The sequence below is a fragment of the Roseococcus sp. genome, from assembly GCF_965227005.1.
Classification (GTDB): Bacteria; Pseudomonadota; Alphaproteobacteria; order Acetobacterales; family Acetobacteraceae; genus Roseococcus.
In genome coordinates, this window is record NZ_CBDDFJ010000017.1 from 413,913 (window position 1) to 433,398 (window position 19,486).

The following is a 19,486-nucleotide window of genomic DNA, read 5'->3' on the forward strand; positions in this document are numbered from 1 at the left end:
GTTCAGCCCTTGCACCGCTGGAGCGGTCCGGGGAACTCGCCGCAATTGGGGAAGATGACCTCGTTCTCGCCACGGCGCACGACGCGCAGCAGGTTCGGATTGCCGTCGCAGCCGAAGCCCGTCTCGGGGATCGGCCGTCCGCCACCCAGCGGCACCAGGCGGAATTCGAGCCCGTCGGGCGTGATGGCGACCGTCTCGATCGCCCGCTGGCGGAAGGCGACGTCGAGGCTGGAGACGCGCATCACGATGTCGCGCGTCACGATGACGGTGGCATTGCCGAAGCAGGCCGGACCGTCGGTGTCCACCACGGGGAAGATACCGCCGGTCCAGCCGCCGAACATCCATTCATGAGGCGGACCCTGGCGGGTCTGCGCCAGGGCCAAGGCGGGAGCGGCCAGCAGGCCGGACACGATGGGAAGCAGCGAACGTCGGCGCAGCATGGGAACTCCTGGCAACATCATGACCCTATGTAGCCTGCCGGGCCGGCGGCGTCAGGCCCGCGATGGCGGGACCGTCCTTGATCGGCAGATGGATGAAGGCCGCGAAGGCCGCGAAAGCGATGGAGATGCTCCACATCATGTCGTAATTGCCGGTCAGGTCGAAGATATATCCCCCGAGGAAGGCGCCGGTGAAGCCGCCGAGCTGATGGCCCAGAAAGATGATGCCGAAGATGGTCGCCAGCCAGCGCGTGCCCCAGTTGCGCGCGCAGAGCGCCACCGTCGGCGGGACCGTGGACAGCCATAGCAGCCCCATGAAGCCGGAGAAGATCAGCACATTGGTCGTGGTCTTCTCGGCGAAGAGGAAGACGGCCATCAGCACGCCGCGCAAGGCATAGATGGCCACCAGCAGCTCCCGTCGCTTCCAGCGCTGCGAGAGCTCGCCGGCGGTGAGCGAGCCCACCACGTTGAACAGCCCGATCAGCGCGATGGAGGCCGCGCCGACCGAGGCGGGCAGATGGCAAGTCGCCACGAAGCCCGGAAGGTGGACGGCCAGGAAGCTCACATGCACGCCGCAAACGAAGAAGCCGGCGAAGAGGCACCAGAAGCTCGGCGAGGACGTGGCCGCGCGCAGCGCCTCGCCGGCTGTCTGCTCGGTCGTGCCAGGCTTGGGCGGCGCGGGGGCGGCGCCGAGCGGCAGGGAGAGCGGGATCATCAGCAGCGCCATCCCCGCCATGAGGAAGAGCGCCCCCTGCCACCCCGCGAAATTGATGCCGAGCTGGCTCAGCGGCACGACCAGGAACTGGCCGAAGCTGGAGCCGGCGGTGCCCAGGCCGACCGCGCGGCCGCGCATATGCTCGGGCAGGCCGCGCGTCAGCGCCGCGCTGATCACCGGCATGCCGGCGGCGGCCACGGCCACGCCCATCACGACGCCTGCGAAGAAGGTGAAGAGCGGCAGCCCCTCGCTCAGCGCCATGCCCAGGATGCCCGCCGCGTAAAGGATCGCCCCGCCCAGCACCACGGGCCGCGCGCCGATGCGGTCGGCAATCTGGCCCGCGATCGGTTGGGCAAAGCCGTTCAGCAGCACCTGGAAGGCGATGGCGAGGGCGAAACCGGAGGTGGTCCAACCACGCTCGGCGGTCATGGGCGCGAGGAAGAGGCCGAAGCTCTGGCGCAGCCCCATGGCGAGGGCCGCGGCCGCGACGGCGCAGGCGATCAGGAGGCCGGCGTTGCGGCTGGTGGTCGACATTTTTCTTGGACTCGCCTTGCTGGACACGCCTCTGGTCCGCGGATGCTCACACGCCCGGCGGCAATGCGGCAATCGCGCGTTACGCGGGTCGCGCCATGCGCCGGCGGTATAAGGCGTTCAGGCGGCCAGGGCGCGGAAGTCCCGCCCGGTCATCGCCGCCGTCACTTCCCGATAGGCCTGGCTCCAGGCCGCGCGCAGCACCGGGGTGAAATCCTCCGCCAGGCATTCCTCCAGCATCCAGTCCAGCGCCGCGCCGATCGAGGCGAAATGCTCCGCCCGCAGCCCGCGCGCCGCGAGCCGGCGGGCCAGGCCGCGCGCGACGGGCCGCAGCCGTTCGGGCTCGCCGAGCGTGGCGACGGCAAGGCCCAGGGCCGCGATGAAGCTGGCACCCTGCGCCCGCATGTCGGCCCGTCGGAAGACCGCCTCGGTCGAGGGATCGATGCGGAAGAGATGGCCATGGAAGAGGATGGCCGCCGGCGAAGCGATGGCCACGACCTGCGCGAAGCTCGCGCGGATCAGCCCGATGCTCGTCTCGTCCACGCCCCGAATCTCCACTGCCCCACGGCAAGGTTGGACCCGCCACGTCGCGGCCAGTTGTCGCCAGAGGGTCGGGTCTGTCGCGTGTGTCGCGGCGGGGGTCATGCCGCCATCTCCGGATAGGCCGCCTCGGTCATGACCGAGGCGAGGATGACATAGGCCTCGGCCCAGGCCCCGCGCAGCTCGGGCGTGAAATCGGCGCCGAGGCCCTGCTCCAGGGTCCAGAGCAGGGCCTCGCCGAGGGGGATGTAGTGCTCGCGCCGGGCGCCATGGCCCAGATGGCGCAGCGCCATCTCCCGCGCGACGGGGTGGAGGCGCTCCGGCCGGTCGAGGTGATCGACCACGAAGGACAGGGCCGCCATGAACTTCGTGCCCTGGGAGCGCATGCGCGAGAGGTTGAACAGGCGCTCGACCGAGGGATCGAGGTCGAAGAGCCGGCCGTAGAAGAGGCGCGCCGTCCTCGGCCCCATCAGGGCGACCTTGGCGTAACTCGCGCGCACGAGCCTGATCCGATGGGGATGCATCGCGGATTCCTGACTGTTGCTGGGATGTTCCGGCAGGCCTGTCGCGGGCGGATGGCGGCAATTGTCGCGTGCGTCGCGGTGGGAAGCTTCCCCTCCGGGGCAAGCCGCGATCTGCACTCCCGATTTGCCCCCTGATTTGCACCGGGGGCCGCCACGGGCTAACCGCGGCGACCCATGTCCCTTTCGATCCAGGATTTCGACTTCACCCTCCCTGAGGCCTCCATCGCCCAGGCGCCCGTGCGCCCGCGCGACGCGGCCCGCATGCTCGTCGTGCGCGGCGACACGCTGGAGGATCGCGGCGTGCGCGACCTGGCCTCCTTCCTGGAGCCGGGCGACGTGATGGTGGTCAACGACACCCGCGTCATCCCCGCCCGGCTGCGCGCGCGGCGGGGCGAGGCGCGCATCGAGGTCATGCTCAACCGTGCCGAGGGCGACGGAAGCTGGCACGCCCTCATCCGCAACGCCCGCCGCCTGCGCGTGGGCGACGAGATCGCGATCGAGGGCGCCGAGCTCACCGCGCGCGTGCTGGAGAAGTTCGAGGGCGGCAGTGCGCGGCTGGATTTCGGCGCGGATCCTGCACGCCTCATGGCCGCGCTGGAGCAGGCCGGCGAGATCCCCCTGCCTCCCTATATCCAACGCGAGTCAGGCCCCGGCGCCGAGGACCGCGCGGATTACCAGACCCTCTTCGCCGCGCGGCCGGGCGCGGTCGCCGCCCCCACGGCCAGCCTGCACTTCACCCCGGCGATGATCGCGGCGCTGGAGGCGCGGGGCGTGAAGCGGGCGACGGTCACGCTGCATGTGGGCGCGGGCACCTTCCTGCCGGTGCGCGAGGAGGACCCTCACCGCCACGTCATGCACCACGAATGGGGCGAGCTCGGCGCCGAGGCCGCGGCCACCATCAACGCGGCCCGCGCCGAGGGCCGGCGCGTGCTCTGCTGCGGCACCACGGCGCTGCGGCTGCTGGAGACCGCCGCGCGTGGGGTGGAGGACCGCCATGCGCCCATCCCGGTGTTTTCCGGCCTCACGGACATCTACATCCTGCCGGGCTTTCCCTTCCGCGCGGCCGATCTGCTGATGACCAATTTTCACCTGCCGAAATCCACCTTGCTGATGCTGGTTTCCGCCTTCGCGGGCACGCGGCGGATGCGCCGCGCCTATGCCCATGCCGTGGCCGATGGCTACCGCTTCTTCTCCTATGGCGATGCGTCGCTGCTCTTCCGCGAGGAGGCGGATCTCGCTCTATGACGCTCCAATGGTCCCACCAGCAGACGGACGGCCGCGCGCGCGCGGGCACGCTGCACACGGCGCATGGCACGGTGCCCACGCCGGTCTTCATGCCCGTCGGCACGGCCGGCACGGTGAAGGCGATGACCGCCGACGGCGTGCGCTCCACCAGCGCCCGGATGGTGCTGGGCAACACCTATCACCTCATGCTGCGCCCCGGGGCGGAGCGCATCGCGCGCCTCGGCGGGCTGCATCGCTTCATGGACTGGAAGGGCCCGATCCTCACGGATTCCGGCGGCTTCCAGGTGATGAGCCTCGCCGGGCTGCGCAAGCTGGACGAGGACGGCGTCACCTTCCAGTCGCATGTGGACGGCTCCAAGCACCGCCTCACGCCCGAGCGCAGCGTGGAGATCCAGCGCCTGCTCGGCGCGGACGTCACCATGTGCTTCGACGAATGCACGCCCTTCCCCGCCACGCATGAGGTCGCGGCCAAGTCCATGCGGTTGTCCATGCGCTGGGCCGCGCGCTGCCGCACCTGCTTCGAGGCGCGCGACGGCCACGGCCTCTTCGGCATCGTCCAGGGCAGCACCTATGAGGACCTGCGCGCGGAAAGCGCCGCGGCGCTGCGCGGCATCGGCTTCGAGGGCTATGCCATCGGTGGCCTGGCCGTCGGCGAGGGGCAGGAGGCGATGTTCTCCACGCTCGACTTCACCGTGCCCATGCTGCCCGAGACGCATCCACGCTACCTGATGGGCGTGGGCAAGCCCTCGGACCTGCTGGGCGCGGTGCGCCGGGGCGTCGACATGTTCGACTGCGTGATCCCCACGCGCTCGGGCCGGATGGGGCGCGCCTATACCTCGCGCGGCCAGCTCAACCTGCGCAACGCCAAGCACGCCGAGGACGACCGCCCGCTCGATCCCGGCTGTTCCTGCCCGGCCTGCCGCAACCACAGCCGCGCCTATCTGAACCACCTGCTGAAATGCGACGAGATGCTCGGCCCCATCCTGCTGACCTGGCACAATATCCAGTATTACCAGGACCTGATGGCGCGGATGCGCGGGGCGATCCTGGAGCGCCGCTTCGAGGTGGAGGCCGCCGCCATCGAGGCCGGCTGGAACGGAGAGGACGAGGCATGACCAGCAAGACCGAGATCTCCAGGACGGAAACGGGCGGGCTCACCCAGCTCGGCGCGCACACGCCCCTGCCCGCCTCGCCCGACCAGGCGGTGCTGGAGCGCGTGCCCAACCCGCATCCCGACCTCGCCTATTGCATCCGCTTCGCCGCGCCCGAATTCACCTCGCTTTGCCCGCTGACGGGCCAGCCGGATTTCGCGCATTTGGTGATCGACTATGTGCCGGGCGACTGGATCGTGGAGAGCAAGAGCCTGAAGCTCTTCCTGGGCAGCTTCCGCAACCACGGCTCCTTCCACGAGGCCTGCACGATCGACATCGCGCGACGACTCGTGGCGCTGCTGGACCCCGCCTGGCTGCGGATCGGCGGCTACTGGTATCCGCGCGGGGGCATCCCCATCGACGTCTTCTACCAGACCTCCGCCGCGCCCGAGGGGGTGTGGATTCCCCCGCAGGACGTGCCCGGTTATCGCGGCCGGGGCTGAAGCTCAGCCCCAGCCTTTCACCAGACGGTCGATCTGCTGAAGGCGGCCCACCAGCGCCTCGAACTCCTTCAGCGGCACCATGTTCGGCCCGTCCGACGGCGCGTTGTCGGGATCCTCATGGGTCTCGATGAAGACCGCGGCCACGCCCACGGCCACCGCCGCGCGGGCCAGCGTCTCGACGAATTCGCGCTGGCCGCCCGAGGTGGTGCCCTGCCCGCCGGGCTGCTGCACCGAATGCGTCGCGTCGAAGACGATGGGCAGGCCGGTGTCGCGCGCCATGATGGGCAGCGCGCGCATGTCGCTGACTAGGGTGTTGTAGCCGAAGGAGGCGCCGCGCTCGGTCAGCATCACGCGCGGATTACCCGCCCCGGTGACCTTGGCGGCCGCGTTCTTCATGTCCCAGGGCGCGAGGAACTGGCCCTTCTTGATGTTCACCGCGCGGCCCGTGGCGGCGGCGGCAAGCAGCAGGTCCGTCTGGCGGCAGAGGAAGGCGGGGATCTGCAGCACGTCCACCGCCTCGGCGACGGGGGCGCATTGGGCGGCGTCATGCACATCGGTCAGCACGGGCAGGCCGAGGCTCTCGCGGATCTCGGCGAAGACCTCCAGCGCCTTGTCCAGGCCGATGCCGCGCGCGGCCTTGGCCGAGGTGCGGTTGGCCTTGTCGTAGGAGGATTTGTAGATCAGCCCGAAGCCCAGGCGCCCCGCGATCTCCTTGAGCGCGGAGGCCGTCTCCAGCGCATGGGCGCGGCTTTCCATCTGGCAGGGCCCGGCGATGAGGGCGATGGGCAGGCGATTGCCGAGGGTAACCGGGCCGATCGCGACTTCGGTGTCCTGCATGGCGGAATTCCTTGGAGAAGAGCTGCCTTTCCGGGACACGGATCGGCGGGCCGCTGGGGTTCGGCACGCTCTTAGGCGCAGCCGCGCCCCGCGCCAACCGGGACATGGCTCGCCCGGGCCACACGCATGACATATTCCCAACCCGTTACCGCCCGTTTCCTGATCCCCTATACGATGACGGCAACCCGCCGCTTTCTCTCACGCCAGTCTCACCGGAGGCACTTTGACGCTTCTCATTACGGGCGGTTTTGGCTTCATCGGCTCGGCCGTGGTGCGCCGCCTTCTGACGGCGACGGATCATGCGGTCGTGAACATCGACAAGATGACCTATGCGGCCACCCCGGCCTCGCTGGCCCCGCACGCCGCCGATCCGCGCCACCTCCACATCCGCGCCGATATCTGCGACCCCGAGGCGATGCGCGCCGCCTTCGCCGCCCACCGCCCCACGGCCGTGATGCACCTCGCCGCCGAAAGCCATGTCGACCGCTCCATCGACGGCCCCGCCGAGTTCATCCGCACCAACGTCGTCGGCACCCAGGTGCTGCTCGAGGCCGCGCGCGAATACTGGAACACCCTGCAGGGCGAGGCGAAATCCGCCTTCCGCTTCCACCACGTCTCCACCGACGAGGTCTTCGGCTCGCTCTACCCCGGCGACGCGCCCTTCACCCCTCAGACGCCCTACGACCCGCGCAGCCCCTATTCCGCCTCCAAGGCCGCCTCCGACCACCTGGTCCGCGCCTGGAACCACACCTATGGATTTCCCTCCTTCGTCTCCAACACGACGAACAACTACGGCCCCTGGCAGTTCCCCGAGAAGCTGATCCCGCTCGTCACCCTCAACGCCCTGGAGGGCAAGCCGCTCCCCGTCTACGGCGAGGGCACCAATGTGCGCGACTGGCTGCATGTCGAGGACCATGCCGAGGCCCTGGTGCTCGCTTTGCTGCGCGGCCAGCCCGGCGAGACCTATTGCATCGGCCCGCGCCAGGAGCGCACCAACCTGGAGGTCGTGCACGGCATCTGCGCCGTGCTCGACCGCCTGCGCCCCGACCCCGCCGGCCCGCGCTCGCGCCTCATCACCTTCGTGCGCGACCGCCCCGGCCACGACTTCCGCTACGCCATGGACCCCCCGGGCGCCGAGGCCGCGCTTGGCTGGAAGCCGCGATACGATTTCGAGACCGGGCTGGAGCACACCATCCGCTGGTATCTCGACCACGAGGCCTGGTGGCGGCCGATCCGCGACCAGGCCTATGCCGGACAACGACTGGGGAACGGCGCATGAAGGGTATCATCCTGGCCGGCGGCTCGGGCACGCGGCTGCACCCGATGACGCTGGCGGCGAGCAAGCAGCTGCTGCCCGTCTACGACAAGCCGATGGTCTATTACCCGCTGGGCACGCTGATGCTGGCGGGCATCCGCGACATCCTGCTGATCTCCACCCCGGCCGACCTGCCCAGCTTCCAGCGCCTGCTGGGCGATGGCAGCGCCTTCGGCGTGACGCTGACCTATGCCGAGCAGCCCTCGCCCGACGGCCTGGCCCAGGCCTTCGTGATCGGCGCGGACTGGATCGGCGGGCAGGCCTGCGCGCTCGCGCTCGGCGACAACATCATCTACGGCGAGGGCCTCTCCGAGCGGCTGCTGAGTGCCGCACGCCGGGCCGAAACCGAGGGCGAGGCAACGGTCTTCGGCTATCGCGTCGCCGATCCCGAGCGCTATGGCGTGGCGGAATTCGACGCGACGGGGCGGGTGATCTCGCTGGAGGAAAAGCCGCTCAAGCCCAAATCCGACTGGGCGGTGATCGGCGTGTATTTCTACGACAAGCGCGTGACGGAACTCGCCCGGCAGGTGGTGCCATCCGCGCGCGGCGAGCTCGAGATCACCGATCTCAACGAGATCTACATGCGCGACGGCACGCTGCGCGCCGAGCAGCTCGGGCGCGGCTGCGCCTGGCTGGACGCCGGCACGCCCGCCAGCCTGCTCCAGGCCGCGACCTTCGTGCAGACCGTGCAGGAGCGGCAGGGCCTGCAGGTTGGCTGCCCCGAGGAGATCGCCTATCGGCGCGGCTTCCTCACCGCCGAGGAACTGCGCGTCCGCGGAAAGGCTCTCGGAAAGACCGCCTATGGCCAGTACCTCATCGAACTCGCCAATGGAGAGCTCGCGTGAAAATCACGCCGCCTCCATCGAAGGTACCGGCATCAGCCCCTCTTCGATCGCCTTGATCTGGAGGGCGAGGTACTTGGAATAGATGCGGCATTGCGGCAGGGCGCCGGCCATGAACCACAGGCCCGGCTGGGCCGTTGCCTTCCACATATTCGCCATCTCGCCGTCGTCGCCGATGCCCCAGACCTCGCCGATCTTCTCCGCCACCCTGTCGCCCAGGAGCTGGCGAACGAGCTCCTGTTGCGTGTGATAGCCGGTGGCGAGAACCAGAAGGTCGGCGGATTGGACGGAGCCGTCCTTCATCCGCACGCCTTCGGGGCAGAAGCGCTCGATCTGGTCGAATTGCAGCAGCCCGATCTCGCCCTTGATGATCAGGTCCGAGCAGCCGGCATCGAGATAATAGCCCCCGCCGCGGCGGCGATACTTCATCTGGTGGCCGGTGCCGTCCTCGCCGAGATCGTACTGAAAGCCCTTCCCGATCAGCCCGGCGATGAGGTCCTTGTCGTATTCCACCATCCGCTGGACCGCCATCTGGTAGCCCTTGATGAGAAGCGGATAGGTCGAGGAGGTCGCGATGATGTCGCAATCCTCCAGCGGAGCGTCCTCGTCGTAGAGGGCGTAGTTGAGCTTCGCGCTGGGGTCGATGCTCACGACGGTGGTCGAGCCGCGCTGGATGATCGCGGTGTCCACGCCATGGCTGTGGAGATCCTGCGCCACGTCATGCCCGCTATTGCCCGTCCCCAGGACCAGGGCCTTCTGGCCGCGCCAGGCGCTGCCCTCGCGATAGCCGTGCGAATGCAGGACCTGCCCGGTGAATTCCTCCAGCCCCGGCAGCGCGGGCGTGCGGGGAATGCCGCTCACGCCATTGGCGAAGATGACATGCCGCGGCGAGAAGCGCCGCTCGGTGCCGTCCGCGCCGCGCAGCAGGACGTCCCAATGCCCTTCCTGCTCATTATAATGTCCACCGACGAACTCGGTGCCGGTCCAGACATTGAGCTCCTGCGCCCAGGCATAGGTCTCGAGCCAGTTCGCCAGCATGTCCTTGGGCAGATATTTCGGCCAGGTCGGCGGGAACGGCATATAGGGCAGATGATTGACCTGGATCTGGTTGTGCAGGGCCAGGGAATGGTAGCGGTTGCGCCAGTTGTCGCCGATCCGCGCGTTCCTCTCGACGACGAGGGTATCGACCTCCAATTGCCTGAGCCGCGCCGCGATCGCGAGGCCCGCCTGCCCCCCGCCGATCACGAGGACGGCCGGATCGCGCCCCGCAAAGGCCTCGGATTTGCGGCGCTGGTCGAGCCAGTTGTCACCGCCGAAGTTCCGCGAATAGGCCTCACCGGAGGGCCGCCGCCGGTTGGTCTTTTCCTCGAAGCCCCGCAGTTCCTCGAGCGAGGTCAGCAGGACCCAGGCTTGCGAGGGGGCGTCGGCCCTCAGCCGGACGACGCCATCGCAGCGGCCGTGAAGCGTCTCGAACTGGAAGATCGCCTCGATCACCTCCTCGCCCAGCCGGCGCAGGCGGCGCGGCGGCGTGCGGCCCGCCGCCAGCCTGAAGCCCCGCGCCCGCATCTCGTCCTGCGCCTGCGCCAGGGCGCGGGCGATCCGTCCGGCCCCGGCGGAGGGCGTGATGGACCAGGTGAAGGCCAGAAGGTCGCGCCAATGGCCATCCTGGGCAAAAAGCGCCTCCAGCGCCGCGACATCCGGGCCGGAAAGCGCGGCGTCGAGGGCCTCCAGCCATTGGACGACCAGGGCGGAATCACTCTGGCGGGAGGTGTCCTGGGCAAAGGGGACATGGTTCATGCCGGTCGTCCTTTTGAGGGAGAGAAGCTCACGCGGCGGCGCCGGTTCTCCGAGGGGCTACCCATCGAGCCTGATCCCAGCGCCTTCGATGACGCGCTTCCAGCGGGCCCGCTCGCGCATGATCGTCGTCTGCGCATCGTCGGGCGTGTCGGTGGCGATAGGGGTCAAGCCGGTCTCGGCCATATGCGCCAACACGGCCGGATCGGAGAGCGCGCGGTTGAATCCCGCATTGAGGGCCAGGATGATGTTCCGCGGCGTCCCGGCGGGGACGGCGATGTAGTTGTAGGCGGTCGCCTCGAAGCCCGGCACCGTTTCCGCGACGGTCGGCACATCGGGCAGCAGCGGCGAGCGCTCGGCCGAGGTCACGGCGATACGCAGCAATCCTCCCCCTGCCGTCAGCCGCATCATGTCGGAGATCGTGCCGAAGCACATATGGCTCCGGCCGGCCAGAAGGTCCGCCGAATAGATACCGAAGTTGCTCGCCGGCGAGTGCATCATGCGGATGCCCGTCATGCTGCAGAGCATCTCGCCCGACAGGTGATTGGACGAGCCGATCGAGCTGCTCACATAGACCAGCTCCCCGGGCCGTTCCTTGGCCTTGGCGATGAGGCCGGGCACGTCGCGCACCCCCAGCGAGGGATGGATCACCAGGAGATTGGGCGCCCGCATGACGCTCCCGGTGGCGGTCAGGTCGCCGTCGGGATCATAGGTCAGGTTCGTCAGCAGGGAGGGATTGATGATCTGCGTGGCCGGCGTGCCGTAGAACAGCGTGTAGCCATCGGGCGCCGAGCGGGCGACATGCAGCGCGCCGATGGAAGTGGCCCCGCCGGGCCGGTTATCCACGACCACGGGCTGGCCGAAGATCTGGCTGAGCTTCGCCGCCAGGGTGCGCCCGACGACATCGACCGAGCCGCCCGCCCCGAAGGGAATGACGATGCGAATGGGGCGCGCGGGCCAGGCCTGGGCGTGGCCGATGGCGGGAAGCGCAAGCGCCGAGCCTGCCGAAAGCAAAGCTGCGCGGCGTGAAATCCGGGCCGTGGTGATGGACATGACAGTTCCTCCCTGGGGATTTTTCCCGCTTTTGTTTTCGCCCGCGGATCGCACCGCGGGCGCCTCGACGTCTCACTGCCCGCCATCGCCCTCGACGGCGGTCCGCTGCCTCATTGCGGCTCGATATTGGCCTGCCGCATCAGCCGCTCGTTGACGACGCGGTCGCTCTGGATCCGCGCGCGCATGTCATTGGCGCCCCGCGCCGCCGGGATCAGCCCCAGCTGCGAGAGGCGCAGTTTCGCCTCATCGCTCGACAGCGCCTCGATCGTCGCCGCCTCCAGGGCCGAGGCCATCTCGGCGGGCAGGCCCGCCGGCGCCGAGAGGCTGAACCAGGGAAGCGTGACGAAATCGGGATAGCCGAGTTCCACCATCGTCTTCACCTCGGGGAAGTCAGGAATGCGCTGCGGCGAAGGCGTGGCCAGGGCGCGCAGCCGCCCGCCTTCCACGTGCGGGCGGCAGGTGGACATGATGCAGAAGATCATCGCCGCGCGGCCGGCCATCACCTCCGTCAGGGCGGGCGCGGTGCCGTTGAAGGGCACGTGGATCATGTCGATCCCCTCGCGACGGCAGAAGTCGACGCCGAGAAGATGCGCGACGGAACCCACGCCCCAGCTCGTGAAGGCGAGCTCGCCCGGCCGGCGCCGGGCCTCGGCCACCAGCTGCCCGATGCTCTCCCATTGCGGCGTCACGGCCATGAAGTAGAGGGCCTCGGCCAGGAGGCTGATATGGGTGAAGTCGGTATCCGGCTCGAAGCCCGGATTGCGATAGGCGAACTGCGCCTGGCTGAAGGTGACGTTGGTCGCGAGGAACAGCGTCGTCCCATCCGGCCGCGCCCGCGCGACATGGCGCGCGGCCAGCGTGGTCCCCGCACCGGGGCGGTGCTCGGCGACATAGGTGCCGCCGAAGCGCTTCATGAAGGTCTCGCTCAGCAGGCGCGTGAGCACTTCCTGACCCCCGCTCGGCGCATAGGGCAGGATGATGGAGACGGGCTTTCCCCCCGCGAGGCCCTGGGCCTCCGCCCGGCCGCCCGTCGCGGCGGTGACGGCCGCGGCGGCGAGCAAGGCCCGGCGGCCGATATTGCTATGTTCTTGTGGCATGTTCACTCCCAAGTCTTTTCATCGTCGTAGGCTGTCAGGGCCCGGCGTCAGATGCCCAATGGGCGTCGAGGCTCGCGCCGATCTCCTCGATCACCACCCCCGCCCGCCGGATGACGCCGCCCATGGCCAGGAAGCCGTGGATCTGGTCGGGCAGATGCCGGTGGATGACGGGAACGCCCTCGTCGCGCAGGCGGGTGGCATAGGCTTCGCCTTCATCGGAAAGCGGATCATGCCCGACCGTCACGACGAAGGCCGGCGGCGCGCCACGCAGGGTCGGCGCATGCAAGGGCGAGGCGCGCCAGTCGAGGCTCTCCGCCGCGCTGCCGAGGTACTGCGCGCGAAACCAGCGCATGGCCTCGGCCGTCAGAGCGAGATCCTCGATGGGACGGCGATGGGCCTCATGCCCGAGCGTCAGGTCGGTGCTGGGATAGATCAGCACCTGGAAGCAGCAGGCCGGCACCGCCCTGTCGCGGCCCAGCAGCGCGAGCACGGCCGCGAGATTGCCTCCCGCGCTGTCGCCGCCGACCGCGATGCGCCGCGGATCCACGCGAAACTCCACCGAATGATCATGGAGCCAGCGCAAAGCGGCGATGCCGTCCTCCAGCGCGGCCGGAAACCGGTGTTCCGGTGCCAGGCGATAGTCCACGGCAACGACGGCGCAGCGCCCTGCATTGGCAAGGCCACGACAGACGGCGTCGTGGGATTCGAGATCGCCCAGCACCCAGCCGCCGCCATGGAAATACAGCAGCACCGGCAGCATCTCGGCCTCCGTGGAGCCCTGCGCGCGATAGAGACGCAGCCCGAGCGAGCCATCGGGCCCCGCGATGCGGATGTCACGGCTGAGGGCCACCGGCTGGGGCGCCGCGGCCACGGCCTTGCGGCCGCGCGCATAGGCCTGGCGCGCTTCCTCGGGCGTCTGGTCCTGGATCGGCGGGCGGCCGGAAGCGCGCGCCATCTCCAGCACGCGCAGCGCGTCGGCGTCGATGGGCGCGATCGGGCTGACGACCGTCAGGTATCTGGTTTGAAGGGTCATGGCGTCACAGCCTCCGCGACGGGTGGGTTCGAGGCGCGCCAAGCACGATTGGCGGGCGATCCGAGGATCGCCCGCCGTCCTGAGGACTCCGTCGTGGTGAAGCCGCTTGAAATCGTCGTCACTCGATGCTCCAGAAGCGGGCCGGAAGCGACCCGCCAACGAGGATCCGTTCAGCCCGCCACGGGCGTTTTCGGCGCATGCGGATCGACCGCCGGGATGGGCAGCGCGCGGTCGGCGAAAGCGGCGCGGCGCGCATTGCCGACCGCCGCCGTCCGCTTGCCGGGGGCCAGGAAGACCGGCACCTCGTGCTCGGCGAGCGGCTTCATCCAGTTCTTCCGCTGCAGCGCCGCCTCGATATAGGGCGCGAGCTCGCGCTGCTTGGCCTCCTCGCGCAGGATGTCGCGGGCACGGAATTCCGGCAGCACGGCCTCGCCGAAGAGCTCCAGCGATTCACAGATGTGCTGGTGCTGGTTCATGCCCGACTGCTTGACGAAGATGATCTGGTCGACGCCCGCCTTCTCGTAGCGCAGCAGGTGGTTGCGGACCTGGTCGGGCGTCCCAATGCCGCCCCGCCCGGCATTGTCCTCCAGCGTGTGCTTCACCTCGTTGAAGCTCGACCAGATGTCGGTGTAGCCGGGCTTCATGGCGCCGTAGAGGCCGATGAAGCCGAGCGAGTAGCCGAAGAACTTGAAGCCATCGAGGCCGCGCGTGACGGCCTCTTCCGCATCGGGATGGCACATCATGCCCGAGACCAGCGCGACATTCGCATTGACCCGGTGCGTCAGCGGCACGCATTCGGTCGACTTGATGATGTCGTAATATTCCTCCACCCACTTCGCGGCCATTTCCGGCTCGACGAAGGCGAAGGCCAGGGCGCCGAGGCCATTGCGGGCCGCGCGATGGATCGTCTCGCGCTTGGAGCAGGCGACCCACATCGGCGGGTGGGGCTTCTGCACGCTCTTGGGCACGAGGTTGCGGCAGGGCATCTCGAAGTATTCGCCCTTGAAGCCGGGATAGGGCGTCATCGCCAGCATATTGGCCGACTGCTCCACCGCCTCCGCCCACATGGCCGACTTCTCGGCCGGGTCGATGCCGAAGCCTTCCATCTCCATCAGCGAGGCGGATTCACCCGTGCCCCATTCGGCGCGGCCGTTGGAGACGAGATCCAGCGTGGCCAGGCGCTCGGCGACGCGGGCGGGATGGTTGTACCTGGGTGGCATGAGCGCGATGCCGTGGCCGAGGCGGATGCGCTTGGTGCGCTGCGAACAGGCGCCCAGGAAGACCTCCGGCGCCGAGGAATGCGAGTACTCCTCGAGGAAATGGTGCTCCACCTCCCAGATCATGTCGATGCCGACGCGGTCGGCGGTTTCGACCTGAGTCAACGCCTCCTGATACAGGCGCAGTTCCGCATTCTCGCCCCAGGGCTTCGGAAGCTGATGCTCGTAGAACAAGCCGAATTTCATGGCATTTCCTCCGCATTCTTCGGCCCGACGGCCTCTTCTCTTCAGGAAGGCAGCACGGGGGCCGCCTTCGGGGAATGGCGCGATTCGACAATCCGCTTTTCAGATATCGAAAAGGCGATCGCCCGCATCGGCGCGTATGAAGACCTGTCGCGACATTCGAACAGGGAAAATCCCGATGCAGCAGGAAGCACCAACCCCGACGGCGCAGGACGGGCTGAAGCGCGACTTCATCGACCGGAACGGCGTGTGGGACGCGGCGCACCAGCATCTGCTCGATCGCGATCCCGACTTCTTCCGCAGCTATCTCCAGCTCTCCACCGCGGCGGCCGGACGGAGCCTGCTCAGCCCGAAGATGCGCGAGCTGGTCGGCCTCGCGGCCAATGCCGCGGTGACGCATCTCCATGCCCCCGCGATCCGCCTGCACATGCGCGCCGCGCTGCAATGCGGCGCCACCTCCGCCGAGATCATGGAGGTGCTCCAGCTCATCTCCGTGCTCGGCATCCACAGCTGCAGCCTCGGCATCACCTCGCTGACCGACGAGCTGCAGCGCGCTGACCTTCCGCTCGGCCTGCTGGGCGGCGGCGCGCTGTCCGGGCGGCAGGAGGCGATCAAGGCGGCCTTCCTGCGCGATCGCGGCTATTGGAGCGAGCGGTGGGAGACGCTGCTTCGCCTCGATCCCGATTATTTCGAGGCCTATGGGGCCTATTCCTCCTATCCCTGGCAGAAAGGGACGCTCGCCCCCAAGGATCGGGAGTTCCTGTACATCGCGATCGATGCCTCGACGACGCATCTCTACGATCCGGGCCTGCGCGTGCATTACCGCAACGCGCTTCGCCTCGGCGCCAGCGTGGACGAGATCTTCGAGGTGCTGAAGCTCACCAGCCTGATCGGCATCCAGAGCTGCACGCTCGGCGCGTCGATTCTCGCCGAGGAGCTCGCGCGCCTGGACGGGCAGCCCGGGAACTGACGGGCTAATCCGCCGGAGTGGTCGTCGTATCGTCGAAGACCTCGACCAGGAAATCGATGAGCGCGCGCATCTTGGGCGTGGACTGCCGCCCCCGATGCCAGACGGCATAGATGTTGGAATCGAAATCCGTCGCGGACGCCGACCAGTCCGGCAGAAGGACGCGCAGGCGGCCGGCGGCGATGTCGTCCTCGACCCACCAGGACGGCAGCAGCGCGATCCCCAGCCCCTCGAGGGCGGCGAGGCGCAGGGGCTCGACCGTGTTGGATTGCAGCAGCGCGGGGATGGGCACCTCGACGAGCCCCTGCCGGCTCAGGAACGACCACGAGGTCCCGAGCGGGCCGTAGCGGTAGACGAGGCAGTCGTGCCTCAGAAGTTCCTCGGGAGAGCCGACATCGCCGCGCCGCTCCAGATAATCGGGGCTCGCCACGACGAGGCGCGGGAGGGAAGCCAGCTTCCGCGCGGTCAGGTTTGAATCCGGCTGCCGCCCGAAGCGCACGGAGAGATCGATCTTCTGCTCGGTGAGGTTCGGCGTTTCCTGCGAGATCCAGAGATTGACGCGCAGTTCCGGATATCGCCGCAGGAAGCGCGGGAGCTGCGGGGCGATGCGGTTCATGCCCACCGCGACCGTCGAATGCAGGTGCAGCAGCCCCTGCGGCGTCGATTGGAAGGAACCCATGATCTCGACGACCTCGTCGAACTGATCCGCGATCGTCTCGGCCCGTTCCAGGAATGCCGTCCCCGCATCCGTCAGCTTGATGCCCCGGCTGCTGCGTAACAGCAGCGGCGAGCCGAGGCGCTCCTCCAGGGCATTCAGATGGCGCCAGACCGTGGCGGCGGACATTCCGGTCTCCCGCCCCGCCGCCGAGAGGCTGCCGGTGCGCGAGACCCTGGCGAGAAGCCGGATGTCCTTGAGGGTATCCAAGCCGTCGTGTCCTCGATGTCGTCGTTGCGGGCCTTCTAGGCCATTTCCGGCTCGGGCAGAGCGCGCATCACGCGCCAAGCGACCCGGGCTTCTCCCCCCTCGCCTGCCGTTCCTCGATCTCCGCGATCGCCCTCGGCAGGTCGGCGATGGAATCCACCACCACATGCGCCCCGGCGGCGCGCAACTCCTTCGTCGCGCGTGCCCGCATCTGTGCCTTCTCCGTCTCGCTCGCTCCCGCCATCTCGACCTCGGACAGCCCCGCGATATTCCCCGACAACGCGAAGCCCACTGCCCAGGCGCCGGCCTGGCGCGCCTCGCCAATGCCCGGCGGCGTGTCGTCGCATTTCACCACATCGCTGGCCGGCCAGATGCCCATCGTGGCCATGGCCCACCACATCTGCAGCGGCGCCGGACGCCCGGCCGGAAGATCGCCCGCGCAGACCATCACCTCCGGCGAGAATCCCTGCGTCGCGGCAAGGGGCGCCAGGCGCTCCATGATCGGCCGCGTGTATCCCGTCGTGGAGCCGATGCGGATCCCACGCCTCGCGCACCAGTCGAGCGTCGCCTTCGCGCCGGCGATGAGCGTGGAATGCTCCGCCGTTTGCACCGCGGCGACGTTCAGCGGTTCGAAAATCCCGAAGACCGCCTCGATATCGGCCGCGCCGAAGTCGTGCCCATGCCGCGCGCGCCAGGCCGCGTTGATGTGCGGCGCGGTGCCGACGAGGCGGATATGGTCGCGCTTGGCCATGCCCATCGGCCCGCGCGCATCGTCGATGCTGATGGCCACGCCCAGTTGGCGGAAGGCCTCCTGGAAGGCGGCCATGGGCGCGCGGCTGCCGAAATCGAGCACGGTCCCGGCCCAGTCGAAGATCACGGCGCGGATCATGCAGGAGCCTCCAGTCCCATGAGGTCGGCAAGCACCTCTTCCGCCAGCCCGAAGGCCGTGGAGGCGCCGGTGCCCGAGGTGACGGAAACGAGGCGCACGCCGGGCAGCGGCGTCTCGAAGAAGGCGTCGTCGGGGCCCGAGGGATAGACGCCGATCCAGCGGTCGATGGCGGGCGGCGGCGGGCCCAGCACCTTCGCGAATTCGTCCAGGATCAGCGCGTCCACATGCTCGGGCTGGAAAGGGTCCGGCGTGTCCGCATAATGATGGCTGTCGCCGACGACGAGGCTGCCATCGGCGGCCTGCACCACGATCAGGTGCACGCCGTGGTCCAGATGCGCGCCTTGCTCGGCCTTCAGCCGCGCGCGCAGCGCGGGCAGGGACGGGCTCGCGTGATAGCCGCGATAGCGATGCAGCCCGAGGTCGCTCATCACCGGGGCGGGAAGCTTCCAGCCCGGATCGGCAAGGCGCAGCATGTGCAGCTTGCACAGCGTCGTCTCGCGCGCGGAAAAGCTCTTCGGGAAGAGCGAGACGAGATCCGTCCCCGGGCAGACCACGATATGCGGCGCGGTGAAGACCGCCCGAGGCGTGACCACGCGCCCGCTCTCCACGGTCAGCGCCGCCACGCGCGGCAGCAGCGTGACGCCATGGCGCTCGGCCAGCCAGGCGCGGAGCCTGGGCACGGCCTCGCGGCTTTCCACGCGAAGCTCATGCGGCGAATGCAGTGCGCCGAGCAGATCGCGCGAGAAGGGCGCGGGCAGTTCGCCGGGGGTGAGGATGCGGCAGCCCTCGCCCATCGGCCCCGCGCGGAATTCGTCGAGGACCGCCAGCGCCTCGGGCCGTCGCGCGGCCATCAGCAGGCCGCGTTGCAGGACGGGGATGCCCGCCTCCTCGCAAACCCGCGCCCAGACGTCGCGCGAGCGGCGCGCGCGGCGCCAGGTGTGCGGCGGCCCCTGCCCCGTCACGGTGATGAAGCCGAAATTACGGATCGAGGCGCCGTTGGGCTGCGCGTCGCGGTCCATCACCGCGACGCGCAGCCCGGCCCGCGAGGCGGCCAGCGCATGCGCCAGCCCCACGATGCCGTGACCGACGACAAGAAGGTCGTAGGAGGTTTCCATCAGGCGCCGGGCGGGCGCCGCGAGCGCGTGCCGTTCTCGCGCTCCAGCGCATGGCCGGCCGCGAGCACGAAGCCGTCCGTCCAGGGCTGGCCGATAAGCTGCACCGAGGTCGGCAGGTCGCCCTGGCCGAGGCCGGTGCAGACCGAGAGCGCCGGCCATCCCAGCACGTTGAAGGGGATGGTGAAGCTGGCCCGCTCCAGCGAGGACCATTTCGACACCTCGGTGATCTTCGGCGCCTCGGCCGGCGCGGCCGCCGTGACCAGAAGGTCATAGCCGGCGGCGGCGGCGAAGCTGCGCTCGATCAGCTGCCGCCGCTTGCGCTGCGCCTGGATGTAGTCGCCCGCGGAAAGCAGGCTCGCGAGCGAGAGGCGCGCGCGCAGCAGCTCGCCGTATTTCATGGGCCGCTCGCGCATCCATGCCTCGTGGACGGCCCAGGCCTCGGCCAGCAGGATCACCCAGCCGGCCGCATTGAACTCACCCATCGATGGCAGGGTGACGTCGCTGACCTCGGCGCCCAGCCTGCGGAAGATCGCGCAGCTCTCCTCGATGCCGCGCAACGTCGCGGCCGAGGCGGGG

General features: G+C 69.1%; 20 protein-coding genes. 6 read left to right on the forward strand and 14 right to left on the reverse strand.

Features of this window, described 5'->3' with window-relative positions:
• Positions 1 to 2 precede the first annotated feature (2 nt).
• The 4 genes from ACO057_RS08470 to ACO057_RS08485 all read right to left on the reverse strand — a co-directional run bounded on the left by ACO057_RS08470 (position 3) and on the right by ACO057_RS08485 (position 2,747).
• Positions 3 to 440 carry a hypothetical protein gene (locus ACO057_RS08470; protein WP_421990562.1) on the reverse strand — a complete coding sequence of 146 codons (438 nt, stop codon included), beginning with the start codon at positions 438 to 440 and terminating at the stop codon, positions 3 to 5.
• Positions 441 to 465: 25 nt separating this feature from the next.
• On the reverse strand, positions 466 to 1,686 hold the full coding sequence (locus tag ACO057_RS08475) for an MFS transporter (RefSeq protein ID WP_421990564.1): 1,221 nt from the start codon (positions 1,684 to 1,686) through the stop codon (positions 466 to 468).
• 117 nt (positions 1,687 to 1,803) lie between these two features.
• A complete protein-coding gene (locus ACO057_RS08480) occupies positions 1,804 to 2,226 on the reverse strand; it encodes a globin domain-containing protein (RefSeq protein WP_421990566.1) in 423 nt (140 codons plus the stop codon).
• A gap of 98 nt (positions 2,227 to 2,324) precedes the next feature.
• Entirely contained in the window at positions 2,325 to 2,747 is a 423-nt protein-coding gene (locus ACO057_RS08485) for a globin family protein (protein WP_421990568.1), read from the reverse strand.
• A gap of 174 nt (positions 2,748 to 2,921) precedes the next feature.
• On the opposite strand from ACO057_RS08485, the gene queA reads away from it, so the two are divergent.
• The 3 genes from queA to queF are packed head-to-tail and all read left to right on the forward strand — an operon-like array spanning position 2,922 to position 5,586.
• Positions 2,922 to 3,992, forward strand: a complete 1,071-nt coding sequence (queA, locus tag ACO057_RS08490) for a tRNA preQ1(34) S-adenosylmethionine ribosyltransferase-isomerase QueA (RefSeq protein ID WP_421990570.1) — start codon at positions 2,922 to 2,924, stop codon at positions 3,990 to 3,992.
• Positions 3,989 to 5,107 carry a tRNA guanosine(34) transglycosylase Tgt gene (tgt, locus tag ACO057_RS08495; protein WP_421990572.1) on the forward strand — a complete coding sequence of 373 codons (1,119 nt, stop codon included), beginning with the start codon at positions 3,989 to 3,991 and terminating at the stop codon, positions 5,105 to 5,107. Before queA ends, tgt begins: the two co-directional genes overlap by 4 nt.
• A complete protein-coding gene (gene queF, locus ACO057_RS08500; RefSeq protein ID WP_421990574.1) occupies positions 5,104 to 5,586 on the forward strand; it encodes a preQ(1) synthase in 483 nt (160 codons plus the stop codon). Before tgt ends, queF begins: the two co-directional genes overlap by 4 nt.
• 3 nt (positions 5,587 to 5,589) lie before the next feature.
• On the opposite strand, the gene kdsA is transcribed toward queF, so the two are convergent.
• Complete coding sequence (gene kdsA / locus ACO057_RS08505) at positions 5,590 to 6,423, reverse strand: 3-deoxy-8-phosphooctulonate synthase (RefSeq protein WP_421990576.1); 834 nt, start codon at positions 6,421 to 6,423, stop codon at positions 5,590 to 5,592.
• Between the two features lie 223 nt (positions 6,424 to 6,646).
• Here kdsA and rfbB point away from each other — a divergent pair, with 223 nt between their 5' ends.
• Together rfbB and rfbA are read left to right on the forward strand one after the other, a co-directional pair.
• Positions 6,647 to 7,702 (forward strand): dTDP-glucose 4,6-dehydratase, encoded by a 1,056-nt coding sequence (gene rfbB, locus ACO057_RS08510; protein WP_421990578.1) that lies wholly within the window; start codon positions 6,647 to 6,649, stop codon positions 7,700 to 7,702.
• Positions 7,699 to 8,583: a glucose-1-phosphate thymidylyltransferase RfbA gene (rfbA, locus tag ACO057_RS08515; protein WP_421990580.1), complete on the forward strand. Its 885-nt coding sequence runs from the start codon at positions 7,699 to 7,701 to the stop codon at positions 8,581 to 8,583. Before rfbB ends, rfbA begins: the two co-directional genes overlap by 4 nt.
• Positions 8,584 to 8,586: 3 nt before the next feature.
• Here the strand turns inward: rfbA and ACO057_RS08520 are convergent, their stop codons facing one another.
• The 5 genes from ACO057_RS08520 to ACO057_RS08540 all read right to left on the reverse strand — a co-directional run bounded on the left by ACO057_RS08520 (position 8,587) and on the right by ACO057_RS08540 (position 15,020).
• Positions 8,587 to 10,377: a flavin-containing monooxygenase gene (locus ACO057_RS08520; RefSeq protein ID WP_421990582.1), complete on the reverse strand. Its 1,791-nt coding sequence runs from the start codon at positions 10,375 to 10,377 to the stop codon at positions 8,587 to 8,589.
• Positions 10,378 to 10,434: 57 nt separating this feature from the next.
• Positions 10,435 to 11,427, reverse strand: a complete 993-nt coding sequence (locus ACO057_RS08525) for a Bug family tripartite tricarboxylate transporter substrate binding protein (protein ID WP_421990584.1) — start codon at positions 11,425 to 11,427, stop codon at positions 10,435 to 10,437.
• Positions 11,428 to 11,537: 110 nt separating this feature from the next.
• Positions 11,538 to 12,524: a Bug family tripartite tricarboxylate transporter substrate binding protein gene (locus ACO057_RS08530; protein ID WP_421990586.1), complete on the reverse strand. Its 987-nt coding sequence runs from the start codon at positions 12,522 to 12,524 to the stop codon at positions 11,538 to 11,540.
• A 34-nt stretch (positions 12,525 to 12,558) separates the two neighbouring features.
• Positions 12,559 to 13,557, reverse strand: a complete 999-nt coding sequence (locus tag ACO057_RS08535) for an alpha/beta hydrolase (RefSeq protein WP_421990588.1) — start codon at positions 13,555 to 13,557, stop codon at positions 12,559 to 12,561.
• A 170-nt stretch (positions 13,558 to 13,727) separates the two neighbouring features.
• Positions 13,728 to 15,020, reverse strand: coding sequence for an LLM class flavin-dependent oxidoreductase (locus ACO057_RS08540; RefSeq protein WP_421990590.1), 1,293 nt, complete (start codon positions 15,018 to 15,020; stop codon positions 13,728 to 13,730).
• Positions 15,021 to 15,195: 175 nt separating this feature from the next.
• Here ACO057_RS08540 and ACO057_RS08545 point away from each other — a divergent pair, with 175 nt between their 5' ends.
• Positions 15,196 to 15,987, forward strand: a complete 792-nt coding sequence (locus tag ACO057_RS08545; RefSeq protein ID WP_421990592.1) for a carboxymuconolactone decarboxylase family protein — start codon at positions 15,196 to 15,198, stop codon at positions 15,985 to 15,987.
• Positions 15,988 to 15,991: 4 nt separating this feature from the next.
• Here ACO057_RS08545 and ACO057_RS08550 read toward each other — a convergent pair whose 3' ends face one another.
• The 4 genes from ACO057_RS08550 to ACO057_RS08565 all read right to left on the reverse strand — a co-directional run.
• Positions 15,992 to 16,909 (reverse strand): LysR family transcriptional regulator, encoded by a 918-nt coding sequence (locus ACO057_RS08550; protein ID WP_421990594.1) that lies wholly within the window; start codon positions 16,907 to 16,909, stop codon positions 15,992 to 15,994.
• Positions 16,910 to 16,976: 67 nt separating this feature from the next.
• Positions 16,977 to 17,795: a phosphonoacetaldehyde hydrolase gene (gene phnX, locus ACO057_RS08555; RefSeq protein ID WP_421990596.1), complete on the reverse strand. Its 819-nt coding sequence runs from the start codon at positions 17,793 to 17,795 to the stop codon at positions 16,977 to 16,979.
• Positions 17,792 to 18,910 (reverse strand): TIGR03364 family FAD-dependent oxidoreductase, encoded by a 1,119-nt coding sequence (locus tag ACO057_RS08560; protein ID WP_421990598.1) that lies wholly within the window; start codon positions 18,908 to 18,910, stop codon positions 17,792 to 17,794. The genes phnX and ACO057_RS08560 overlap by 4 nt, the downstream gene beginning before the upstream one ends.
• Positions 18,910 to 19,486 (reverse strand): amidase family protein (locus ACO057_RS08565; RefSeq protein ID WP_421990600.1); only part of this gene is annotated, 577 nt, incomplete at its 5' end. The genes ACO057_RS08560 and ACO057_RS08565, both read right to left, overlap by 1 nt.